We start from the raw sequence: 21434 nt of genomic DNA, 5'->3' as shown, positions 1-21434 counted from the left end.
CCGGCTTCGGACCTATATTGGTATTGCTCTTAAATTTTTATGCTTTATTCTTTTCGTAAAGGATCATGAGCCCTTTTAAGAGAAGGGCGTCATCATAGAGGATCTTGTGGCGGCAGAGCGGAACCACGAAGCGGGAGAGACCGCCGGTGGCAATGATGGTGGCAGGCTCGCCCAGCTCTTCTTCCATATGGTCCAGAATTCCGTCGATCATGCCGGCGTTGCCGTACATGATGCCGCTGCGCATGCAGTCAATGGTGTTCTTGCCAATGACACGCTTCGGAATATCCAGGCTGATGGACGGAAGCTGCGCAGTTTTGCTGCTTAAGGAGTCCAGGGACACACGAAGGCCCGGATAGATAATGCCGCCGATGTAGTTGCCGCTCTTATCGACAACAGACATGGTGGTTGCGGTTCCCATATCGATGATGATGATCGGACCCGGATATTCCCGGATGGCAGCCACGGCGTCTACGATCATGTCACTTCCCACCGTCTTGGGGTTATCCATGATGATGTTCATGCCGGTTTTGATGCCGGCGCCCACCAGCATGGGATGATATCCGAGAATCTTCTTTACTGCGGAAGAGATGGCCGCGTTTAACGGCGGAACCACGGAGGACATGATAGCGCCCTCAATCTCGGACGGGTCGATCTGGTGGATCTCCAGAATATTCTTTATATTAATGGCGTATTCGGTGCCGGTCTTGGCGTGGTCGGTGGTGACACGCTCTACGAAATAAGTTTTCTGTGAATCGATACAGCCAATGACGATGTTGGTATTTCCCATATCCAGTGCTAAAATCATGGAAAAAATGCTCCTTCTGTTTGTGATAGTTTTTCGTGTATGACAGGCGTGAAAACCTGTGTGCATTATGTTACATCCTACCATATTTTAGAGCGGATGACAATGAAAAACGGGTCACTCTGGCAACGATCACTCTTTTATTGACGGATAAAATATGGTATACTGAAAAAACTGTTTTAGATAGATCGAGGAGGGATTTTACTCTTATGTTAAAAGGAAAAACCGTAGTGCTGGGTGTGAGCAGCAGTATCGCAGCCTACAAGATCGCAAACCTGGCCAGCATGCTGGTGAAGCAGCACGCCAATGTGCGGGTCATCATGACACAGAACGCAACAAATTTCATCACCCCAACGACCTTTGAAACCCTTACCGGACAGAAGTGCCTGGTTGACACCTTTGACCGGAACTTTGAGTTTCAGGTGGAGCATGTGTCTCTGGCCAAGCAGGCTGATATTTTCATGATTGCTCCGGCTACGGCCAATGTCATCGCGAAGGTGTCCCATGGTCTTGCGGATGATATGCTGACCACTACCTTCCTGGCCTGCAAGGCGCCGAAGTATCTGGCTCCGGCCATGAATACCCAGATGTATGAGAATCCCATCACTCAGGACAACTTAAACATCTGTCGGAAATATGGCATGCATGTGATCGAACCGGCCAGCGGCTACCTGGCCTGCGGTGACACCGGAGCCGGAAAGATGCCGGAGCCGGAAACATTATTTGAGTATATTTTACAGGAGCTTGCCTGTGAGAAGGACCTGGCCGGAAAGAAGGTTCTGGTGACAGCCGGACCAACCCGGGAAGCCATTGACCCGGTACGTTATATTACCAACCACTCCACCGGAAAGATGGGCTATGCCATCGCCCGGGCAGCAGCCAGACGCGGCGCCGAGGTGACTCTGGTGAGCGGACCGGTGGACTTAAAAGCTCCGATGGGCGTAAAGCTGGTTCCAGTGGTCAGCGCAAAGGATATGTTCGATGCCGTGACCTCTGTCAGCCTGGAGCAGGATGCCATCATCAAGGCAGCGGCGGTGGCAGATTACCGTCCGACTGTGGTTGGGGCTGAGAAGACCAAGAAGAGCGATGGTAACATGAACATAGAACTGGAACGCACCGATGATATCCTGGCATGGCTGGGGGCGCACCGGAGAGAAGGACAGGTACTCTGCGGCTTTTCCATGGAGACCCAGAATATGCTGGAAAACTCTCGGGCAAAGCTTGTGAAGAAGAACGTGGACATGATCGTGGCCAACAGCCTGCGCACCGCCGGAGCCGGCTTTGGCACGGACACCAACATCGTGACGGTCATCACGAAAGACGGGGCAGAGGAACTGGCGCTGATGAGCAAGGATCAGGTGGCGCATGAACTGCTGAACCGGATTTTTGCCGGGAAGCATTAAGATCAAGGTTTTTTCAATCAAAAAGCCATTGTTTCCGGCATTCCTGGCTCTTGCCAAAGCGTTATATGTCTGATAAAATGTAAGATTGGAGTAGCTGTGCGCAGGACGGGCAGATGCTAAATGAAACGAGCAGAAAAAGCGGATGGATTCAGAACGCTTTCACCTTATATGCGTTCGGAAATTTCGGACGTACAATTTAGAACGGAGGACTTATTTTTGTCAAATATCACAGAAGAAATTAAAAAACGAAGAACCTTTGCGATCATTTCCCACCCGGATGCAGGTAAGACAACCCTGACTGAGAAATTTCTTCTCTACGGAGGTGCCATCAATCTGGCTGGTACCGTAAAAGGCAGAAAGGCCGCGAAGCACGCGGTTTCCGACTGGATGGAGATCGAGAAGGAGAGAGGTATTTCCGTTACCTCTTCCGTTATGCAGTTTGAGTATGACAACTACTGCATTAACATCCTGGACACCCCGGGACATCAGGACTTCTCTGAGGATACCTACCGTACCCTCATGGCGGCCGACAGCGCGGTCATGGTTATTGACGGATCCAAGGGTGTTGAGGCCCAGACCATCAAGCTGTTCAAGGTCTGTGTCATGAGAGGTATCCCGATCTTCACCTTCATCAACAAGATGGATCGTGAAGCGAGAGACCCGTTTGAGTTGATGGACGAGATTGAGAACGTGCTGGGCATCCGCACCTGTCCGATCAACTGGCCGATTGGCTGTGGTAAAAACTTTAAGGGAGTATATGACCGCCACGACAAGACCATTACCACCTTCACGGCTGCCATGGGCGGACAGAAGGAGATTGCTTCTCAGACCTTCCCGGTAGAGGGAACCGACGTGGAGACTGTCATCGGAGCAGATTATCATCAGCAGCTGTTAGATGAGATTGAGCTCTTAGACGGTGCTGCAGATGAGTTCGACCAGGAGCGTGTCAGCCGTGGAAATTTATCCCCGGTATTTTTCGGTTCCGCACTGACCAACTTTGGTGTAGAGACCTTCCTGCAGCATTTCCTGAAGATGACCACTTCCCCGCTGGCGAGAAAGGCCATCACCCGTGAGGTAAGCCCGTTTAACGATGATTTTTCTGCTTTCGTCTTTAAGATTCAGGCGAACATGAACAAGGCGCACCGTGACCGTATTGCGTTTATGCGTATTGTATCCGGCAAGTTCGAGGCCGGCATGGAAGTAAACCATGTGCAGGGCGGCAAGAAAATCCGCCTGTCCCAGCCGCAGCAGATGATGGCGCAGGACAGAAAGATCGTCGAGGAGGCATATGCAGGCGATATCATTGGTGTGTTTGATCCGGGCATTTTTTCCATCGGAGATACCCTGTGCCTGTCCAATGAGAAGTTTGAGTTTGAGGGCATCCCGACCTTCGCGCCGGAGCATTTTGCCCGGGTGCGCCAGATTGACACCATGAAGCGCAAACAGTTCTTAAAAGGCGTCAGCCAGATTGCCCAGGAGGGTGCCATCCAGATCTTCCAGGAGTTCAACACTGGTATGGAGGAAATCATTGTCGGCGTAGTCGGCGAACTGCAGTTTGAGGTTCTGACCTACCGGCTGGAAAACGAGTACAACGTAGAAGTCAAGCTGGAGAAGCTGCCGTACGAGTATATCCGCTGGATTGAGAACAAGGACGAGGTGGATGTAGCCAAGATTCAGGGTACCTCCGACATGAAACGTATTAAGGACTTAAAGGACAATCCGCTGCTGATCTTTGTCAACAGCTGGAGCATTGGCATGGTGGAGGACCGCAACCCAGGCCTGAAGCTGAGCGAGTTTGGACGCAACTAAAAAGCGTGGCATAATTTGAAGCGCAGACAGGCTGCCGCACAGAAACATTTGGTACGACGGCCTGATGTGAAAGAATAAAGAAAAGGAGTGTTGCGATATGAGCAAGATTGACGTAGTAAGAGCTGCAATGGTAGAGGCTATGAAGGCAAAAGACAAGGCAAGAAAAGATTCCCTGTCCATGCTGCTTTCCGCACTGAAGAACGCGCAGATTGACAAACGCGCAGATTTGACTGAGGATGAGGAGAACGCAGTTGTAAAGAAAGAGATCCGCCAGACCCAGGAGACCTACGACATGGCTCCGGCCGACCGCACCGACATCCGCGAGGAAGCCGCTGCGAGACTTGCTGTATACAAAGAGTTCGCTCCGGAAGATATGAACGTAGAGCAGATCACCGAGGTGATCAAAGGGGTGCTCGCGGAGCTTGGTATTGAGAAGCCGACTGCAGCAGACAAGGGTAAGATCATGAAGGTTCTGATGCCGAAGGTAAAAGGTAAGGCAGACGGCAAACTGGTAAATCAGACTCTGGCAGCAATGACAAAATAATTCAGGGGGAATTTGTTATGTATAAAGAGAAAATCAGCGCGTGGGTAGACGCGCATAAAGACGAGATGCTGGAAGATATCTGCGAGCTCTGCCGTGTCAACAGCGAGAAGATGCCGGCAGAGGAGGATATGCCGTTTGGACCTGGCACTGCTGAGTGTCTGGACATGGCACTGGACATGGCAGAAGGCTATGGCTTTGAGACCTGCGATTACGATGGCTATGTAGGCTGTGTGGATATGAATGAGCTTCCTCATCAGCTGGATATCCTGGCACACCTGGATGTTGTACCGGCAGGGGAAGGCTGGACTGTGACCGAGCCGTTCAAGCCGGTATTAAAGGATGGAAAGCTGTACGGACGCGGCACCGCAGATGACAAGGGACCGGCAGTGGCTGCCCTTTACGCGATGCGCGCAGTCAAAGAGCTTGGTATTCCGTTAAAGAAAAACGTGCGCCTGATCCTGGGAACGGATGAAGAGTGCGGCAGCAGCGATATCCGTCATTACTACAGCATTGAAAAAGAAGCGCCGATGACCTTTTCTCCGGATGCGGAATATCCGCTGGTTAACACGGAAAAGGGACGCTTCCCGGGCCATTTTACTGCTGGATTTGAAGCATCCGATGCACTTCCGAGACTGGTTTCTATCAAGGCAGGAACTAAGGTGAATGTTGTTCCTGGCAAGGCGAAGGCTGCGGTAGAGGGCTTTGAGATGGCAGCACTGGAAAAAGCTGCGGCCGAGACAAAGGAAGAGACCGGCATCAGCTTTGAGCTTGCGGCAGAAGGAACAGTGACTGAAATTACCGCAACCGGAATCGGTGCTCATGCTTCTACTCCGGATGTGGGCAATAATGCGCTGACCGGCCTTCTAGTGTTCCTTGGAAAACTGGATTTTGCATCCTGCCCGCAGGTTGACATGGTCAGAAAAACAGCATCCCTGTTCCCACATGGCGATGTAAACGGAAAGACCCTGGGTGTGGCTATGGAGGATGAGCTGTCCGGAAATCTTACCCTGTCCTTCAACATGCTGAGTGTAGATGCGGCAAGCATGGATGGTGAGTTTGACGGCCGTATCCCGGTATGCGGAAATGATGAGAATGTGCTTGAGGTTGTAAGAGCACGCATGGCAGAGCAGGGGCTTACTTTGTTAAACAAGGCACTGATTCCACCGCATCATGTATCTGCAGATTCCTATTTTGTAAAGACCCTGCTGGCTGCGTTCGAGCTGTATACCGGCCGTAAGGGCGAGTGTCAGGCGCTTGGCGGCGGCACTTATGTTCATCATCTGGAAAATGGCGTGGCATTCGGCGCAGCTATGCCGGAGACCGACAACAAGATGCATGGACCGGATGAGTTCGCAGTTGTAGACGAGCTTCTGGTAAGCGCAAAGATCTTTGCGCAGGCTATTGTGGATCTTTGCGGCTGATTGCGAAAATGATCTGCGGCAGATGACTGCTTCGGAGTGTAAATAACAGAAATAAAAGGGAAGAGAAATGTTCTGATCATGGAGCATTCCTCTTCCCTTTTTAGGTTCTCTGATGTATTTATAAAAAACTCCATAAACCTATTGACATACTGGGTTAAAGGAATTATAATACGAAACATCGAATCACCTACAAAAATACGGGGTAATTCAAAGAGAGCTATTGAGCAGGCATAATCCCGTTAAGGACGAATTTGGAAAGGCAGGTACATACCATGAGCAAGCATTACAAGTTTGAAACTCTTCAGCTTCACGTAGGACAGGAAAACGCAGATCCGACAACTGACTCCAGAGCGGTTCCGATCTATGCAACCACTTCTTATGTATTCAAAGATTCTGCACAGGCAGCAGGACGTTTTGCTTTAACGGAGCCTGGCAACATCTACACCAGACTGATGAACCCGACTTCCGATGTATTTGAGAAGAGAGTCGCAGCCTTAGAGGGCGGCATTGGTGCACTGGCAACCGCATCTGGTTCTGCAGCCATTGCTTACGCAATCCAGAACATCGCGAAGGCAGGAGATCATATTGTATCTTCCACCAACCTGTACGGCGGAACTACCAACCTGTTTGAGAATACTCTGCCGGAGCAGGGCATTACTACCACTCTGGTAGATCCTTCCAACCCGGAAAACTTTGAGAAAGCCATTCAGCCGAATACCAAGCTCCTCTACGCAGAGACCCTTGGCAACCCGAATTCGGATGTAATTGATCTGGAGACCATTGGAGAAATCGCTCACCGACATGGCATTCCGTTCATCGTAGACAGCACCTTCGCTACTCCGTATCTGCTTCGTCCGCTGGAGCATGGTGCTGATATCGTGGTACATTCCGCTACCAAGTTCATGGGCGGACACGGCACGGTAATGGGCGGCATTGTTGTAGACGGCGGTAAGTTTGACTGGGCTCAGAATGACAAGTTCCCGGGCTTAAGCCAGCCGAACCCGTCTTACCATGGTGTAGTATTTACCGATGTATGCGGAAACGCAGCTTACATTACAAAGCTTCGCACCACCCTCATGAGAGACCTGGGTGCTACCATTTCCCCATTCAACTCCTTCCTGTTACTGCAGGGCCTTGAGACACTGTCCTTAAGAGTAGAGCGTCATGTAGAGAACGCCTTGAAGGTTGTCGATTTCTTAAAGAACCATCCGCAGGTAGAGAAGGTAAATCATCCATCCCTGGCTACTGGCCATCAGAAAGAGCTGTATGACCGCTACTTCCCGAACGGGGCAGGTTCCATCTTCACTTTTGAAATCAAAGGTGATGTAAATACCGCAAAGAAATTTACCGAGAGTCTGGAGTTATTCTCCCTGCTGGCTAACGTGGCTGATGTGAAGTCCCTGGTTATCCATCCGGCTTCCACCACTCATTCCCAGTTAGATGAGGAAGGCCTGCTGGCATGCGGCATCAAGCCAACCACCATCCGGCTTTCCATCGGTACCGAGCACATCGATGACATTATCGACGACCTGAAACATGGTTTTGAGGCAGTGAAATAAGCTGAATGAAAAGCCTAAAGAACTAAAACGTTACACATCGCAAGGAGGACATGACTATGGCAAATATTTACACTTCCGCAGACCAGCTGATCGGAAAGACCCCTCTTCTGGAGCTTACAAATATTGAGAAAAAATTTGGCTTAAAAGCAAAAATTCTGGCAAAGCTGGAATATTTTAACCCGGCAGGTTCTGTAAAGGATCGTATTGCCAAAGCCATGATCGATGCGGCAGAAAAGAGTGGCCAGTTAAAGCCGGATTCCGTGATCATTGAGCCGACCTCCGGTAACACCGGAATCGGCCTGGCTTCCGTGGCAGCAGCACGCGGATACCGTATTATCATTGTTATGCCGGAGACCATGTCCGTGGAGCGCCGACAGTTAATGAAAGCCTACGGAGCAGAGCTTGTGCTCACCGAGGGCGCAAAGGGCATGAAGGGTGCCATTGCAAAGGCGGATGAACTGGCAAAAGAGATTCCGAATGCATTCGTGACCGGGCAGTTTGTAAACCCGGCAAACCCGAAAGCGCATTTTGAGACCACCGGTCCGGAAATCTGGGAAGATACCGACGGTCAGGTTGACTACTTTGTGGCCGGTGTTGGCACCGGTGGAACCATCACCGGAACCGGACAGTTCTTAAAGTCAAAAAAACCGAATGTCAGGATTGTTGCGGTAGAGCCGGCAACTTCCGCAGTGCTTTCCACCGGTGTGGCAGGAGCCCACAAGATCCAGGGAATCGGAGCAGGCTTTGTGCCGGAGGTACTGGATACCAAAGTTTACGACGAGATCATTCCGGTCGGCAACGATGACGCGTTCGCAACCGGCAAAGAAATCGGAAAGAATGAAGGTGTACTGGTGGGAATTTCCTCCGGTGCCGCAGCATGGGCTGCCATTGAACTGGCAAAACGCCCGGAGAACGAGGGCAAGACGATTGTAGTGCTTCTCCCGGATACCGGAGACCGCTATCTGTCCACCCAGTTGTTCGCAGACTAAGAGAAGAGCAGTAAGTAACTATCTGGCCGGATTTGCTTAAGCAGCATTCCGGCCGGAGACAACAGACAGAAAGAGAAGGATGGATTGGGGATTATGATGATTTCAACAAGAGGAAGATATGCACTGCGTGTCATGGTAGATCTGGCAGAACATGCCACCGGGGCGTATACGCCCTTAAAGGAGGTGGCGGAGCGTCAGGATATCTCTCAGAAGTATCTGGAGTCCATCATGTCCAACCTGTCCAAATCCGGTTTTGTGGAAGGCGCTCAGGGAAAGGGCGGCGGCTACCGTCTTGTGCGGGAGCCGGGAGAATATAAGGTTGGCGATATCCTGCGCCTGACCGAAGGCTCCCTGGCCCCGGTTGCCTGTCTGGAGGCAGATGCAAAACCCTGCGCCATGTCTCCACACTGCCGGACCCTTCCTATGTGGAACCGCCTCAACCATGTGATCAATGAGTTTTTTGACAGCTACACCATTGCGGACCTGATGCAGACAGAAGATGGTGGAGACTATGTGATTTAAATGAGCAATGCCAGATGATCGAATGCCCGTCGTTGATAACAGCAAATTTACAGATAACTCTTGACAAACCCACACACCTGGCGTACAATACGCCACATAGGGTAGTGAAAACATGTACTACGGAAACGAGGAACCAGCTATGACTCAGTTTAAGACCATGCAGATGAATATGGCTATGATGTGCGGCATGATGATGGACATGTGCCGTATGTTCGTATGCAATCAATTTCATCAATAATCTGCAGGATCAGGAAAGAGCATAGAAGAAAGCATAAAATCAGAAGCAAGAACGCATTCTAAGCCGTAAGCCTGTTGCAGGTTTACGGCTTTTTGTCTATCGTGAATTTGTTTTTTCGTTTTCGTAAAGCAGGGAAAGGAAAAAGGTATGGCATTAGAGGAAAACATCATCCAGTTAAAGCACATGGGCAAGGAATTTAAGACGGCCAACGGTCCGGTCAAAGCCCTCGACGACATTAATCTGGAAATCAAACGGGGAGAAATCTTCGGAATCATCGGTCTTTCCGGAGCGGGAAAGAGTACACTGGTGCGCTGCATCAACATGCTGGAGATTCCAACCTCCGGTGAGGTATTGTTTGAGGGAGAAAACCTGGCGGCCCTAAATGAGGCGGGGCAGAGAAAGGCGAGACAGTCCATGGGCATGATCTTCCAGCAGTTCAATTTGCTGGCCCAGAGAAACATTCTCCGGAATGTATGCTTCCCTATGGAGATTGCGGGAGTTCCGAAGCAGCAGGCCAGAGAGCGGGCTATGGAGCTGTTAAAGCTGGTTGGTCTGGAAGACCGGGCGAAAGCCTATCCGGCACAGCTTTCCGGCGGACAGCGTCAGAGAGTGGCCATTGCCCGGGCCATTGCCACAAACCCGAAGGTGCTGCTCTGTGATGAGGCCACCAGCGCACTGGATCCGAATACCACGAAGTCTATCCTGGAACTGATCAAACAGATTAACCGGGATCTGGGCATCACGGTCATTGTCATCACCCATGAGATGGCAGTTATTGAAGCAATCTGTGACCGGGTAGCCATCATCGACCACAGCCAGATTGCTGAGTCCGGCCGGGTATCGGAGATTTTCTCCGAGCCCAAGTCGAAAATCGGCCGTCAGCTGATCCTGGGTGACGCGGTAGAAAATGTGAAGTTTGACAAGTCCAGAAAAATCCGTATCACCTTTGATGGACGTTCCTCTATGGAGCCGGTTCTGGCCAATATGATTTTAGCCAGCAAAGTGCCGGTGAATATCCTGTACGCGTCCACCAAGGACATCGGCGGTACAGCCTATGGACAGATGATCATTCAGCTTCCGGAGGATGAAGCAGACGCGGCAAGAGCCCTGCATTATTTAAAAACGGTGCAGGTACCGTATGAGGAGGTGAACGGTGATGTTATTTAGTCAGCAGATTTTAGAACTGATCCGGAACGGAATCGGAGAAACCTTATGTATGGTGGTCATTTCCACCGTTATTTCCTATATGATCGGAATCCCGCTGGGCATCATCCTGGTGGTAACAGATAAAGAGGGCATTCGCCCCATTCCGGCACTGCAGAAGGTGCTGGGACTCATCATCAACCTGCTCCGGTCGGTGCCGTTCCTCATTCTTCTGATCATGATGATCCCGGTTACCAGAAAGCTGGTGGGAACCAGCCTGGGCTGGAGGGCAGTGGTGCCGCCACTGGTGGCATCTGCAGCACCTTATATTGCCCGCATGGTAGAATCCTCCTTTAAGGAGATCGATGCCGGGGTTATTGAAGCAGCAAAATCTATGGGAGCTTCCACCTTCCAGATCATCTGGAAGGTCCTGCTTCCGGAGTCAAAACCGTCTCTTTTGATCGGAGCGGCTATCTCCACCACCACCATACTCGGATATTCTGCCATGGCAGGCGCGGTCGGCGGCGGCGGACTGGGCGGCATTGCCATCAACTACGGTTACTACCGTTATGAGACGGACATCATGCTGGTGACCGTAGCGATTCTGGTCATCATTGTCCAGATCATTCAGGAGATTGGCATGAGACTGGCAAGAAAGAGCGACAAACGAATCCGGTAAGGATTTAGCAGCCGGACAGACGGCTGTCGGCCAAAGGCCATATAAATCAAATTTATTTATCGAGGAGGATAAGTATTATGAAAAAGAACATTGGTGTAATCGCAGCAGCATTTCTGGCAGCAGCAGCCCTGACCGCATGCGGCGGCAGCAAACCGGCTGAGACTACTGCAGCAGCAGAGACCAGCGCAGAGGCAGCAGAGACTTCCGCTGCAGAGGCTGAGAGTAGTGAGGCAGCAGAGGAGACCACTGGAGATCTGGAGGATCTGACCGTAGGCGCAAGCCCGGCACCTCACGCAGAGATCCTGGAGGCAGCAAGAGAAGAGCTGGCAAAGAAAGGCTACAACTTAAAGATCGTGGAGTATACCGATTACGTTCAGCCGAACCTGGCACTGGACGCAGGTGATCTGGACGCGAACTACTTCCAGCACCTTCCGTATCTGGAGCAGTTCAACGAGGAGAGAGGTACCAAGTTGGTCAGCGCTGGCGCAATCCATTACGAACCGTTCGGCATTTACGCAGGTAAGACCGCATCCTTAGACGAGCTGGCAGATGGCGCAAAGGTAGCAGTTCCGAACGACGCAACCAACGAGGCCCGTGCCCTGCTTCTTCTGGAGGCAAATGGCCTGTTAAAGCTGAAGGATGGCGCCGGCTTAAAAGCAACCAAGACTGATATCGTAGAGAATCCGAAGAACCTTGATATTCTTGAGGTTGAGGCAGCACAGGTTCCGCGTTCCCTTCCAGATGTTGATGTTGCAGTCATCAACGGCAACTACGCAATTGAGGCTGGTTTAAAGGTATCTGACGCACTGGCTGTTGAGGCTTCTGACTCTGAGGCAGCAACGACCTACGGCAATGTGGTAGCTGTTCAGGAGGGCAAGGAAGAGGATGCGAAGACCAAAGCACTCATGGAGGCCCTGACCAGCGACGCAGTGAAAGAATACATCGAGCAGACCTACGAGGGCGCTGTCGTTCCTTTATTCTAATCACTAGGCAATCGTAATAAAATCAGGTAGTTTTCGGGAGCCGCCTGACAATCATACGCATAGACTACAGTAAGGATGTTTGATTCCGGATGTGGCCTATGCGTATTTTTGATTTAAAAAAAAAGAAGTCATCAATATCTGTGACTGCAAAAAGCTGGGCTTTGTGGGCGATGTCGAGTTCAATCCGGAAAACGGCTGTATTACCCACCTGATTGTTCCGGGGCCGGGATGCCTGTGCGGAATCTTCGGGCGGGAGAAAGAATACATCATCCCGTTCAGGGATGTATGCCAGATCGGGGACGATATTATTCTGGTGGAGGTAAAAAAGCTGAAGGATATCGAAAAGCCTTGCAGGTGTGACTAAAATTGTTATTTCGTAGCGCTGTCATCTCCTGAAACCGCTTGCGCATAGCGCCTGAATGGTTTAAAATAATGATAAAAGTGATACACAGGAGGAAAACAACTTGAAGTGTCCATTTTGCGGCGCAGCAGATACGAAGGTCATTGATTCCCGTCCGGCAGAGGATAACAGTTCCATTCGCCGCCGCCGTCAGTGCGTCATCTGCGGAAAGCGTTTTACCACATATGAGAAACTGGAAACCATGCCTCTTATGGTCATCAAAAAAGACCAGACAAGAGAACCCTATGACCGCTCTAAAATTGAGGCAGGCGTAGTTCATTCCTGCCATAAACGTCCGGTTTCCACTCAGCAGATCAACCAGATGATCGATGAAATCGAGAACGAGATCTTTACCATGGAAGACCGGGAGGTGGAAACCTCCGCAATTGGAGAACTGGTCATGCAGAAGTTAAAGCAACTGGATGAAGTAGCCTATGTGCGCTTTGCGTCCGTGTACCGGGAATTCAAAGATGTGAACACCTTTATGGAGGAGCTGGGAAAGCTTCTGGAAAATAAGCGACAGTAGGGCAGGGCACGATTGTGATATTAGAACCATTTTATCCGAAAGAGTGGGTGGACAGCACCTACGAAATTGACTGGGAAGGCTGGAGAGAAAAAGGAAAAAAGGGAGTTATTTTTGACATCGACAATACCCTGGTGCCCCACGGAGCCCCGGCAGACGAGCGGGCGCTGGCCCTCTTTAAACAGCTTCATGGTCTGGGATTTCAGACGATCCTTCTCTCAAACAACAAGGAGCCGCGGGTGAAGTCCTTTGCGGAGCAGGTGCAGTCTCCTTATATTTACAAGGCCGGAAAGCCGTGGGTGAAGAATTATAACCGCGCAGTGGAGCAGATGGGGCTCACGAAAGAGGAGGTCCTCTTTGTGGGGGATCAGCTCTTTACCGATGTGTATGGAGCCAACCGGGCCGGAATCTACGGCATTCTTGTAAAACCCATCAATCCGAAAGAAGAGATCCAGATTGTGTTAAAACGATATCTGGAGACCGTAGTGCTTCACTTCTATAAGCGTGAATTGAAAAACAGAAAATAAAAAAGCATGTAACCTGGAAGGTAGTGGACGGTTACATAGACAGTAAAAAAGAGACGGCTCCTATGAGGAAACCGCCTCTTTTGCATTGCGTTTCAGATCGAAAACTTTGCGGAGTATTAAACTCTGGACAGGTACTCACCGGTACGGGTGTCGATCTTGATCTTGTCACCGTTGTCAACGAACAGCGGAACGTATACGGTTGCGCCGGTCTCAACGGTTGCCGGTTTGGTAGCGCCCTGAGCGGTATCACCCTTGAAGCCCGGCTCGGTGTTGGTGATCTCGAGCTCTACGAATAACGGCGGCTCAACGGAGAATACTTTGCCGTTGTAAGAGCAGATCTTAACAACCTCATTCTCCTTAACGAATTTTAATGCATCGCCGATTACGTCTGCAGCGAGAGCCATCTGCTCGTAGTTCTCCATGTTCATGAAGTTGTACAGATCGCCATCCTCGTACAGATACTGCATATCTACGCGGTCGATTCTTGCAGACGGGAACTTCTCAGTCGGACGGAAGGTTCTCTCTACTACGGAACCGGTCATAACGTTTTTGATTTTGGTTCTTACGAATGCAGCACCTTTACCCGGTTTTACATGCTGGAACTCAACGATCTGGTATACGTTACCCTCGATTTCCAGGGTAATGCCGTTTCTAAAATCACCTGCTGAAATCATGTGATATTCCTCCTTGAATTTGCGTACTCGCTATTAATCTACTATATTCTATACTAAAAGACATGATTTTTCAACTGTTTTTTGGCTTCACCAGGCCAATTCTTGCAATTTGGCACTGAATCGGGTATAATGATAATTCAGTAAAAGAGGAAGAAAACCAACAAAAGGAGACTGAAAAGGTGAAGAAAATTCTGGATCTGATCGCAGACGAGATGAAGTCTGCATTTACCGCCTGTGGCTACGACGCGTCCTACGCAAGGGTTGTCTTATCCAACCGCCCGGACTTATGTGAATACCAGTGCAACGGCGCTATGGCAGCTGCTAAGGCATATAAAAAGAAACCGATTGACATTGCGAATGAGGTTGTTGAAAAGTTAAACGGTGACGGTATGTTTTCTGAGATTAATGCCGTGATGCCCGGCTTCATCAACATTCGCTTAAATGCAGCTTACCTGGCTGATTTTATGAACGGTATGGCGAAGGAAGAAAAGCTTGGCGTGGAGGAAGAGGGTCATGGCGAGACCATCATCGTGGACTACGGCGGAGCCAACGTGGCAAAGCCGCTCCATGTCGGCCATCTGCGTTCTGCCGTGATCGGTGAGAGCGTAAAGCGCATGGGCCGTTATTTAGGCTACAACATGATCGGCGATGTACATCTGGGTGACTGGGGCCTGCAGATGGGCCTTATCATCGAGGAGCTGCGTGACCGCAAGCCGGATCTGGTTTATTTCGATGAGAACTATACCGGCGAGTATCCGTCCGAGCCGCCGTTTACTATCAGTGAGCTGGAGGACATCTACCCGACCGCCAGCGGCAAGTCCAAAGTGGACGAGGCCTTCAAGGAGCGCGCCCAGACCGCGACCTTCAAGCTGCAGAAGGGCTACCCGCCGTATACTGCCATCTGGAAACATATCATGAGCGTCTCCCTGGCGGATTTAAAGAGAAACTATGACAACCTGGATGTTCATTTCGAGCTCTGGAAGGGTGAGAGTGATGCTGAGGAGTACATCCCATGGCTGATCCAGGATCTGCAGGACAAGGGTCTTGCATACGAGAGCCAGGGCGCCCTGGTCGTAGATGTCACCGAACCGACGGACTCTAAGGAGCTGCCGCCGTGTATTGTCCGCAAGTCTGACGGGGCTGCACTGTATGCCACCTCGGACCTGGGAACCATCATCCAGCGTGAGAAGGATTTCCAGCCGGTCAAATATGTATACATTACCGATAAGCGCCAGGAGCTTCACTTTAAGCAGGTATTCCGTGTGGCGAAGAAGGCCGGTTATGTAAAACCGGAGACCCCGATGATCCACATCGGTTTCGGAACCATGAACGGCAAGGACGGCAAGCCGTTTAAGACCAGAGAGGGCGGCGTGATGCGTCTGGAGCACCTCATTGCAGATATCGATGAGGCTGTTTACAGCCGCATTATGGAAAATCGCAGCATGGATGAGGCAGAGGCAAAGGAGACTGCCAAGATTGTCGGTCTTGCAGCTTTAAAATACGGTGACTTATCCAACCAGGCAGCGAAGGACTATGTGTTCGATATCGACCGCTTTATCTCCTTCGAGGGCAATACCGGTCCGTACATCCTGTACACCATCGTCCGCATCAAATCCATTCTGGCAAAATATGAGGCACAGAATCCGGGCGCAAAGGCAGAGTCTATTCTTCCGGCAGCCAGCGACGCAGAGAAGACTCTGATGCTGGAGCTGTCCAAGTACAACGATGTGATGGAGAGCGCCTTCGCAGAGACCGCACCGCACAAGATCTGCCAGTATATTTTCGACCTGTCCAACGCCTTCAACAGCTTCTACCACGATACCCGTATCCTGGCCGAAGAAGACAAAGAGCGTCAGGCAAGCTGGATCGCCCTCATCACCCTGGTAAAACGCGTGCTCGAGGCATGTATCCAGGTACTTGGCTTTGAAGCCCCGGAACGGATGTGACGTTACAGCAGAGACATGCAGATGACAGTGAATTTCGAAGGCGGTGAGCTTGCTCACAGAGCCTTCGGGATTCACTGTCATCTATAGGGCGAAGCCCGCGCAGCGAGATGCAGCGAAGCGGAATCGAGCTGAGCTGCATGTCACGAATTGCATCGGTATTTTGCGCAAGGAGGCACTTTTTATGAAGATAACGGAGTCCGCCACCAGCACATTCTGGAAGGGAGAGCAGGGAATCCGCGCCTCCGTCCAGGATGGGGCCAGCTTATATAAGGTGAGTTTATATGTCAAGGGTAGTCAGGTTCGTGACTACTCTTGTTCTTGTGTAAATGGAAATTCCTACATGGGCATGTGCGCCCATGCAAAGCTTGTGTGGGAACAATGGAAAAAAGAACAGGAGCAGCATTCCGGCCGCCCTGTCTCTACATCACAGGAGATCCGCACCATGATCCGGGAGTATACCAACCGGGAAGTGGCAAAGATCATCGAAGATGCCGAGGAGACAGAAATCCGGCTGGTGCCGCGCCTGATGTTAAAAAACGGTTCTGCCAGTCTGGAATTCAAGCTTGGGCGGGATCGTTTTTATATTATTAAGGACCTGATGGCTTTTGCGGAGGCGGTGCGCACCGGAGCCAGCGTGTCTTATGGAAAGCAGCTGACCTTTCACCACAGCCTGAATGCCTTTGCGGAAGGAGACCGGGAATTATGCGCTCTGCTTCTGGAGCTGGTTCAGGTCTATCAGGAGCATTTTGAACAGTTTCGGAAAAGCTCATTCGTCACCATGCAGGGGCTTCGCACCCTGAATTTGAACCGGGCAAACCGGGACCGCTTCTTTCAGCTTATGGAAAACCACGATCTGGAGGTGGAGTTTGGCGACGGCAGCCACTTCACGGTGAAGGTAAAGCAGGATTGCATGCGCTTTCCGGTACGGATCTGTCGGGCAGGCCGGGATGGCATTGCGGTTTCGGTAGACCAGGAGCTCTTTGGTATTCCCGGAGAGAGGGGCTGGTATGTGGGCAATGAGACAAGCCTGGTGTGCCTGGATGAGACAGAGTCCCGGGAGCTTGGCGTGTTTTTAGAGCAGGTGCTGAAAGACAAAAAGAGCCATACTCTGGACATTCAGGACCGTGACATCCCACTGTTTTACGAGCGTGTGCTGCAGAAGATTCTTCCCTACGCGGAGCTTACCGTTCACGATGTGGATCTGGAAAGCTACCGGCCGAAGGAGCTGAAAGCACAGTTCTCTTTTGATAGTACCGGTCCGGATGAGATCACCATGAAGCCGCTTTTGTCCTACGGTGACTTTTCTTTCTCACCGCTCAACGATGACAAGGTGCCGCGGATCATCTGCCGTGATGTGCCGGGCGAATTTAAGATCAGCCAGGTCATTACCCGGTATTTCCAGTACCGGGACGGTGAGTCGGAGTATCTGGTCATCAGGAATGATGAGGAGGCGCTGTATCACCTGCTTTCTGAGGGGATGGAGGAATTCATGGAGCTGGGACAGGTCCTGGTATCCGACGAAGCACGAAAAATCCGCGTTCTGCCATCCCCCCAGGTAAAGGTGGGCGTGCAGAGCGCCGGAAGATGGCTGGAATTAAACGTAGACGCAGAGGGTATGTCCCGGGACGAGCTTTTGGATATCTTATCCGGCTACGATCCGAAAAAGAAGTATTACCGCCTGCGCAGCGGAGAATTTTTGAATGTAGATGAGAATGGTCTTATGACGGTAGCCCGCATGACCGACAGTCTTGGTATTGGAAGAGAAGAGCTTTTGTCCGGCGTGGTGAAAGTTCCGGTTTACCGGGCTCTGTACCTGGACAATGTGTTAAAGGAGGGCAACGGCATCACCTTTTACCGGGATAATCTGTTCCGGGCTGTGGTCCGGGGCATGAAGTCTGTGGAAGATAGTGACTATGTGGTTCCGGAATCCCTGCAGCAGGTGCTGCGTGGTTACCAGAAAACCGGTTACCGCTGGCTGAGAACACTGGATGTGAATGGATTTGGCGGCATTCTGGCTGATGATATGGGCCTTGGAAAGACCATTCAGATCATTGCGCTTTTACAGGCCGAGGCGGAGGCGCATCCGGAGTCCCAGTCTCTGATCGTGTGTCCGGCTTCCCTGGTGTACAACTGGGAAAACGAGTTAAAGCGGTTTGCGCCGGGACTCACCGTAAGGACAGTAACCGGCACTGCGCCGGAGCGGGAGGAGATCCTGAAAAACGCAGCAAAAACCGGCGCGGAGAATTTGAAAATAGCAGAAATGATCCCGTACCCTCAGATATTGATCACTTCCTACGATCTCTTAAAGCGTGATATTGCCTGCTACGAACCATTTCAGTTCCGTTTCCAGGTGATTGATGAAGCACAGTATATCAAGAATCCGCTGACCCAGAGCGCTAAGTCAGTGAAGCTCGTCAAGGCCCAGACCCGCTATGCGCTGACGGGTACGCCGATCGAAAACCGCTTATCAGAGCTGTGGAGCATTTTCGATTATCTGATGCCGGGATTTTTATTCACCTATTCCAGGTTCCGCAAACAGTTTGAGCTGCCGATTGCCAAAGCCGGCGATCGGTATGCACTGGAGAGCCTGCGGCGGCTCAGTGGTCCGTTTGTGCTGCGCCGTCTGAAGAAGGATGTCTTAAAAGACCTTCCAGACAAGCTGGAAACCGTGGTCTACTCTATGGCAGAGGAAGAACAGAAGCAGCTTTACACAGCACATGCGCTGGCGCTGAAAGAGGAGCTGGAGCAGATGAGCGGCGATACTTATGGATCAGAGCGCATTCAGGTACTGGCAGAGCTCACGAAACTGCGCCAGATCTGCTGTGATCCGTCCCTGTGCTTTGATCGCTACAGGGGCGGATCCGCGAAGCTTGATACCTGTATGGAGCTGATCACGGGAGGCATTGCGGGAGACCACAAGATCCTGCTGTTTTCCCAGTTCACGTCTATGCTGGAGCTGATCGGCCAGCGGTTAAAGAAAGAGGGAATCGCGTTCCATCTTCTGACGGGAGCAACCCCGAAGGAAGAGCGTATCCGCATGGCCGGAGCCTTCCAGACTGATGATACGCCGGTATTTCTGATCTCTTTAAAGGCGGGGGGGACCGGCCTGAATTTAACGGCAGCCGACATCGTGATCCATTACGATCCGTGGTGGAATGTGGCGGCCCAGAATCAGGCCACCGACCGTGCCCACCGTATTGGACAGGAAAAGCAGGTATCGGTATTTAAACTGATCATGAAGGACACGGTAGAGGAGAATATTTTACTGCTTCAGGAGCAGAAACGGGATCTGGCAGATCAGATCATTTCCGGAGAACAGGTATCCATCGGCAGTCTCAGCCGGGAGGAATTGCTAAAAATCCTTTCTCCGCAGTAAAACGTCAGATATTCTGTGACAGTGGTGGAACAAACACATGATCTCCCGGAGCCTCTCAGGAACCTCGCAGACTGGGAACGGTGAAAAACTAACTTTTGGTTAATATCTTTTTGAAAAGACTTATTGTACAGTTTTTTATACAATAAGTCTTTTTTCATTGTGAAAACGGAAAAAGGGAGGGATGGAACAAGGATATGAACAGCGGGAGGAACGAAAGGCGGCATTTTACGAATCGCTGCAGGCAGTGGTTCACATTCTGAAATTTATGGAGGAGTGTACTTATGAAGATATTGATTTTGATCCTACTGATTCTTTTGATCCGGTGGCTCATAAAAACGGTTAACGGATTTCAGAAAAAAGAAATCCGGGTGCAGGAAAGTCTGTCCGGAATCGAGGTGGCTTTAACGAAGCGTTATGATCTGCTGACAAAAATGCTCAGTACCGCCAAAGGTTATATGGAGCACGAGCGGGAACTGTTTACCCGTACCATAGAGCTTCGACGGGGCATGAGTGTAGGAGAACTGGCAGAAGCAGATCAGAAAATGGATATGCTGAGCGGCCGGTTCTTTGCTGTAGCGGAAGGATACCCGGAGCTTCGCTCTAGTGAGGTATTTTTAGAACTGCAGAAGGGCATCCGTGATACCGAGGAACATCTGCAGGCTGCAAGACGCCTGTACAATGCCAGCGTGGCAGATTACAATACAGCGATTTCCGTCTTTCCCGCAAAACTACTGGCTGGTGCCCGCAGGCCCAGGGAATTCTTTGCGGCAGAGGCGGAAAAACAGGAGGATGTAAAGATCACATTCTGACTGTGCTGAAGATAAGATGCTCCGCAAGAGTAGAAAACGGCAGATGTGTATGCCCGCATAATCTGTGAAAAGTAAAAAGGATAGCGTGAACGATGGAGGGATCTGGATGGAAGAACGAAAAACCTACACGGATGAAGAATTGTCAGCGGTGCTGGAAAAACACCGGGTGATGCTGGCAGTCGGAACTTTTATCATGTATGCAGCTGTAGCGGTGATTCTTGGAGGAACACTGGCCTGTGCAGTCTTTGAAATTGAGGAGCTTCGCTACTCTTTGTACATCGGATTTTTCATTGCATTTGTGGGAGCTGTCATAAGCGCTCCCCACAGCAAAGCCATAAAAGTGCTGTTGGGAGAGGAGATGGTAGTCGGGGCACTGAAAGATGCTTTTGAACAGGTGGAATACCATCCGGGCTGGGGACTGCCCGCAAGCCTGATCGGCAGTGCCGGCATGCTCTTTCCGGAACCGTATGAAGTCAGCAAAGGAAGCGATTCTGTAAAAGCGGTTTACAAAGGAATGTCCATTGCATTTAGTGATGTGGAGCTATGCAAGACAGAAGAACACCAGAAGGCAGACAACGAATGGGAAACACGGGAGGTCACGCTTTATAAAGGACAGTGGCTGGTGTGTGATTTTCAGAGCAAGCTGACGGGAGATGTCCATGTGTCAGCCAGAAAAAGAGAAAAGGATTTCAAAGGCGAGAAGCTGATCCGAACGGAAAGTGAAATCTTTAACAAACGTTTTGCGGTCGAGGCAGACCAGGAGCAGGAAGCGTTTTACATTCTGACACCACACCGAATGGAAAATCTTCTGAAGATCGCAGACCGCTGCAGCGGCAGTCTGTATATCAGCTTTTTGAGGAATGGAACTATTCATATTTTTGTAGACAGCAATGAAAATTTCTTTGAGCTTGGAAAAGGAAAAGCCGATACTTCAGTTCTGCGAAATAAGTTCCGAAGCCAGATCCGCTGGTATACCTCCATGATCGAGGCACTGCAGTTAACCGAATAAAAATTTAAGAGCAATACCAATATAGGTCCGAAGCCGCTAATCCCGGCATACCGCTGTGCAAAATATGGGTATTGTGTT

General features: G+C 50.7%; 20 protein-coding genes and 1 pseudogene. 19 read left to right on the top strand and 2 right to left on the bottom strand.

Annotation, left to right across the window (positions count from 1 at the left end):
- Positions 1–37 precede the first annotated feature (37 nt).
- Positions 38–805, bottom strand: a complete 768-nt coding sequence (locus tag DWY84_RS15850) for a type III pantothenate kinase (protein ID WP_118534299.1) — start codon at positions 803–805, stop codon at positions 38–40.
- A gap of 206 nt (positions 806–1011) precedes the next feature.
- Here DWY84_RS15850 and coaBC point away from each other — a divergent pair, with 206 nt between their 5' ends.
- The 14 genes and pseudogenes from coaBC to DWY84_RS15785 all read left to right on the top strand — a co-directional run bounded on the left by coaBC (position 1012) and on the right by DWY84_RS15785 (position 13542).
- Positions 1012–2205 carry a bifunctional phosphopantothenoylcysteine decarboxylase/phosphopantothenate--cysteine ligase CoaBC gene (gene coaBC, locus DWY84_RS15845; protein WP_118534298.1) on the top strand — a complete coding sequence of 398 codons (1194 nt, stop codon included), beginning with the start codon at positions 1012–1014 and terminating at the stop codon, positions 2203–2205.
- 168 nt (positions 2206–2373) lie between these two features.
- Positions 2374–4014, top strand: a complete 1641-nt coding sequence (locus DWY84_RS15840; protein ID WP_178716808.1) for a peptide chain release factor 3 — start codon at positions 2374–2376, stop codon at positions 4012–4014.
- Positions 4015–4111: 97 nt separating this feature from the next.
- On the top strand, positions 4112–4558 hold the full coding sequence (locus DWY84_RS15835; protein WP_118534296.1) for a GatB/YqeY domain-containing protein: 447 nt from the start codon (positions 4112–4114) through the stop codon (positions 4556–4558).
- 17 nt (positions 4559–4575) lie between these two features.
- Positions 4576–5979 (top strand): dipeptidase PepV, encoded by a 1404-nt coding sequence (gene pepV / locus DWY84_RS15830; protein ID WP_118534295.1) that lies wholly within the window; start codon positions 4576–4578, stop codon positions 5977–5979.
- Between the two features lie 272 nt (positions 5980–6251).
- Complete coding sequence (locus DWY84_RS15825; RefSeq protein WP_118534294.1) at positions 6252–7538, top strand: O-acetylhomoserine aminocarboxypropyltransferase/cysteine synthase family protein; 1287 nt, start codon at positions 6252–6254, stop codon at positions 7536–7538.
- A 56-nt stretch (positions 7539–7594) separates the two neighbouring features.
- A complete protein-coding gene (gene cysK / locus DWY84_RS15820) occupies positions 7595–8527 on the top strand; it encodes a cysteine synthase A (protein ID WP_118534293.1) in 933 nt (310 codons plus the stop codon).
- A gap of 93 nt (positions 8528–8620) precedes the next feature.
- Positions 8621–9049, top strand: coding sequence for an RrF2 family transcriptional regulator (locus DWY84_RS15815; RefSeq protein WP_118534292.1), 429 nt, complete (start codon positions 8621–8623; stop codon positions 9047–9049).
- A 112-nt stretch (positions 9050–9161) separates the two neighbouring features.
- Positions 9162–9287, top strand: a complete 126-nt coding sequence (locus tag DWY84_RS17995; protein WP_279220351.1) for a hypothetical protein — start codon at positions 9162–9164, stop codon at positions 9285–9287.
- Between the two features lie 147 nt (positions 9288–9434).
- A complete protein-coding gene (locus tag DWY84_RS15810; protein WP_118534291.1) occupies positions 9435–10454 on the top strand; it encodes an ATP-binding cassette domain-containing protein in 1020 nt (339 codons plus the stop codon).
- Entirely contained in the window at positions 10444–11109 is a 666-nt protein-coding gene (locus DWY84_RS15805) for a methionine ABC transporter permease (RefSeq protein WP_178716806.1), read from the top strand. The genes DWY84_RS15810 and DWY84_RS15805 overlap by 11 nt, the downstream gene beginning before the upstream one ends.
- 77 nt (positions 11110–11186) lie before the next feature.
- Positions 11187–12092, top strand: a complete 906-nt coding sequence (locus tag DWY84_RS15800; protein WP_118534290.1) for a MetQ/NlpA family ABC transporter substrate-binding protein — start codon at positions 11187–11189, stop codon at positions 12090–12092.
- A 127-nt stretch (positions 12093–12219) separates the two neighbouring features.
- Positions 12220–12456 (top strand): annotated as a pseudogene (locus tag DWY84_RS15795) (PRC-barrel domain-containing protein); the annotation flags it as partial.
- A 100-nt stretch (positions 12457–12556) separates the two neighbouring features.
- Positions 12557–13018, top strand: coding sequence for a transcriptional regulator NrdR (nrdR, locus tag DWY84_RS15790; protein ID WP_118534288.1), 462 nt, complete (start codon positions 12557–12559; stop codon positions 13016–13018).
- Between the two features lie 17 nt (positions 13019–13035).
- A complete protein-coding gene (locus DWY84_RS15785; protein ID WP_118534300.1) occupies positions 13036–13542 on the top strand; it encodes a YqeG family HAD IIIA-type phosphatase in 507 nt (168 codons plus the stop codon).
- Between the two features lie 116 nt (positions 13543–13658).
- Here the strand turns inward: DWY84_RS15785 and efp are convergent, their stop codons facing one another.
- The gene (efp, locus tag DWY84_RS15780; protein WP_118534287.1) at positions 13659–14216 is read right to left on the bottom strand and encodes an elongation factor P; all 558 of its coding nucleotides are present in this window, start codon (positions 14214–14216) and stop codon (positions 13659–13661) included.
- Positions 14217–14395: 179 nt separating this feature from the next.
- On the opposite strand from efp, the gene argS reads away from it, so the two are divergent.
- The 5 genes from argS to DWY84_RS15760 all read left to right on the top strand — a co-directional run bounded on the left by argS (position 14396) and on the right by DWY84_RS15760 (position 21356).
- Complete coding sequence (gene argS, locus DWY84_RS15775) at positions 14396–16162, top strand: arginine--tRNA ligase (protein ID WP_118534286.1); 1767 nt, start codon at positions 14396–14398, stop codon at positions 16160–16162.
- A gap of 181 nt (positions 16163–16343) precedes the next feature.
- Positions 16344–19538 carry a DEAD/DEAH box helicase gene (locus DWY84_RS15770; RefSeq protein ID WP_118534285.1) on the top strand — a complete coding sequence of 1065 codons (3195 nt, stop codon included), beginning with the start codon at positions 16344–16346 and terminating at the stop codon, positions 19536–19538.
- 181 nt (positions 19539–19719) lie between these two features.
- On the top strand, positions 19720–19881 hold the full coding sequence (locus tag DWY84_RS17500) for a hypothetical protein (protein WP_178716863.1): 162 nt from the start codon (positions 19720–19722) through the stop codon (positions 19879–19881).
- Positions 19820–20347, top strand: coding sequence for a LemA family protein (locus DWY84_RS15765; RefSeq protein ID WP_118534284.1), 528 nt, complete (start codon positions 19820–19822; stop codon positions 20345–20347). Before DWY84_RS17500 ends, DWY84_RS15765 begins: the two co-directional genes overlap by 62 nt.
- A 106-nt stretch (positions 20348–20453) precedes the next feature.
- The gene (locus DWY84_RS15760; RefSeq protein ID WP_118534283.1) at positions 20454–21356 is read left to right on the top strand and encodes a DUF3137 domain-containing protein; all 903 of its coding nucleotides are present in this window, start codon (positions 20454–20456) and stop codon (positions 21354–21356) included.
- Positions 21357–21434: the final 78 nt, after the last annotated feature.

The organism is Clostridium sp. AF27-2AA, assembly GCF_003478505.1.
In the GTDB taxonomy this organism is placed as follows: domain Bacteria; phylum Bacillota; class Clostridia; order Lachnospirales; family Lachnospiraceae; genus Brotaphodocola.
Note: the sequence above shows the minus strand (reverse complement) of the source record. Positions and strands in the feature narration are given on the sequence as shown.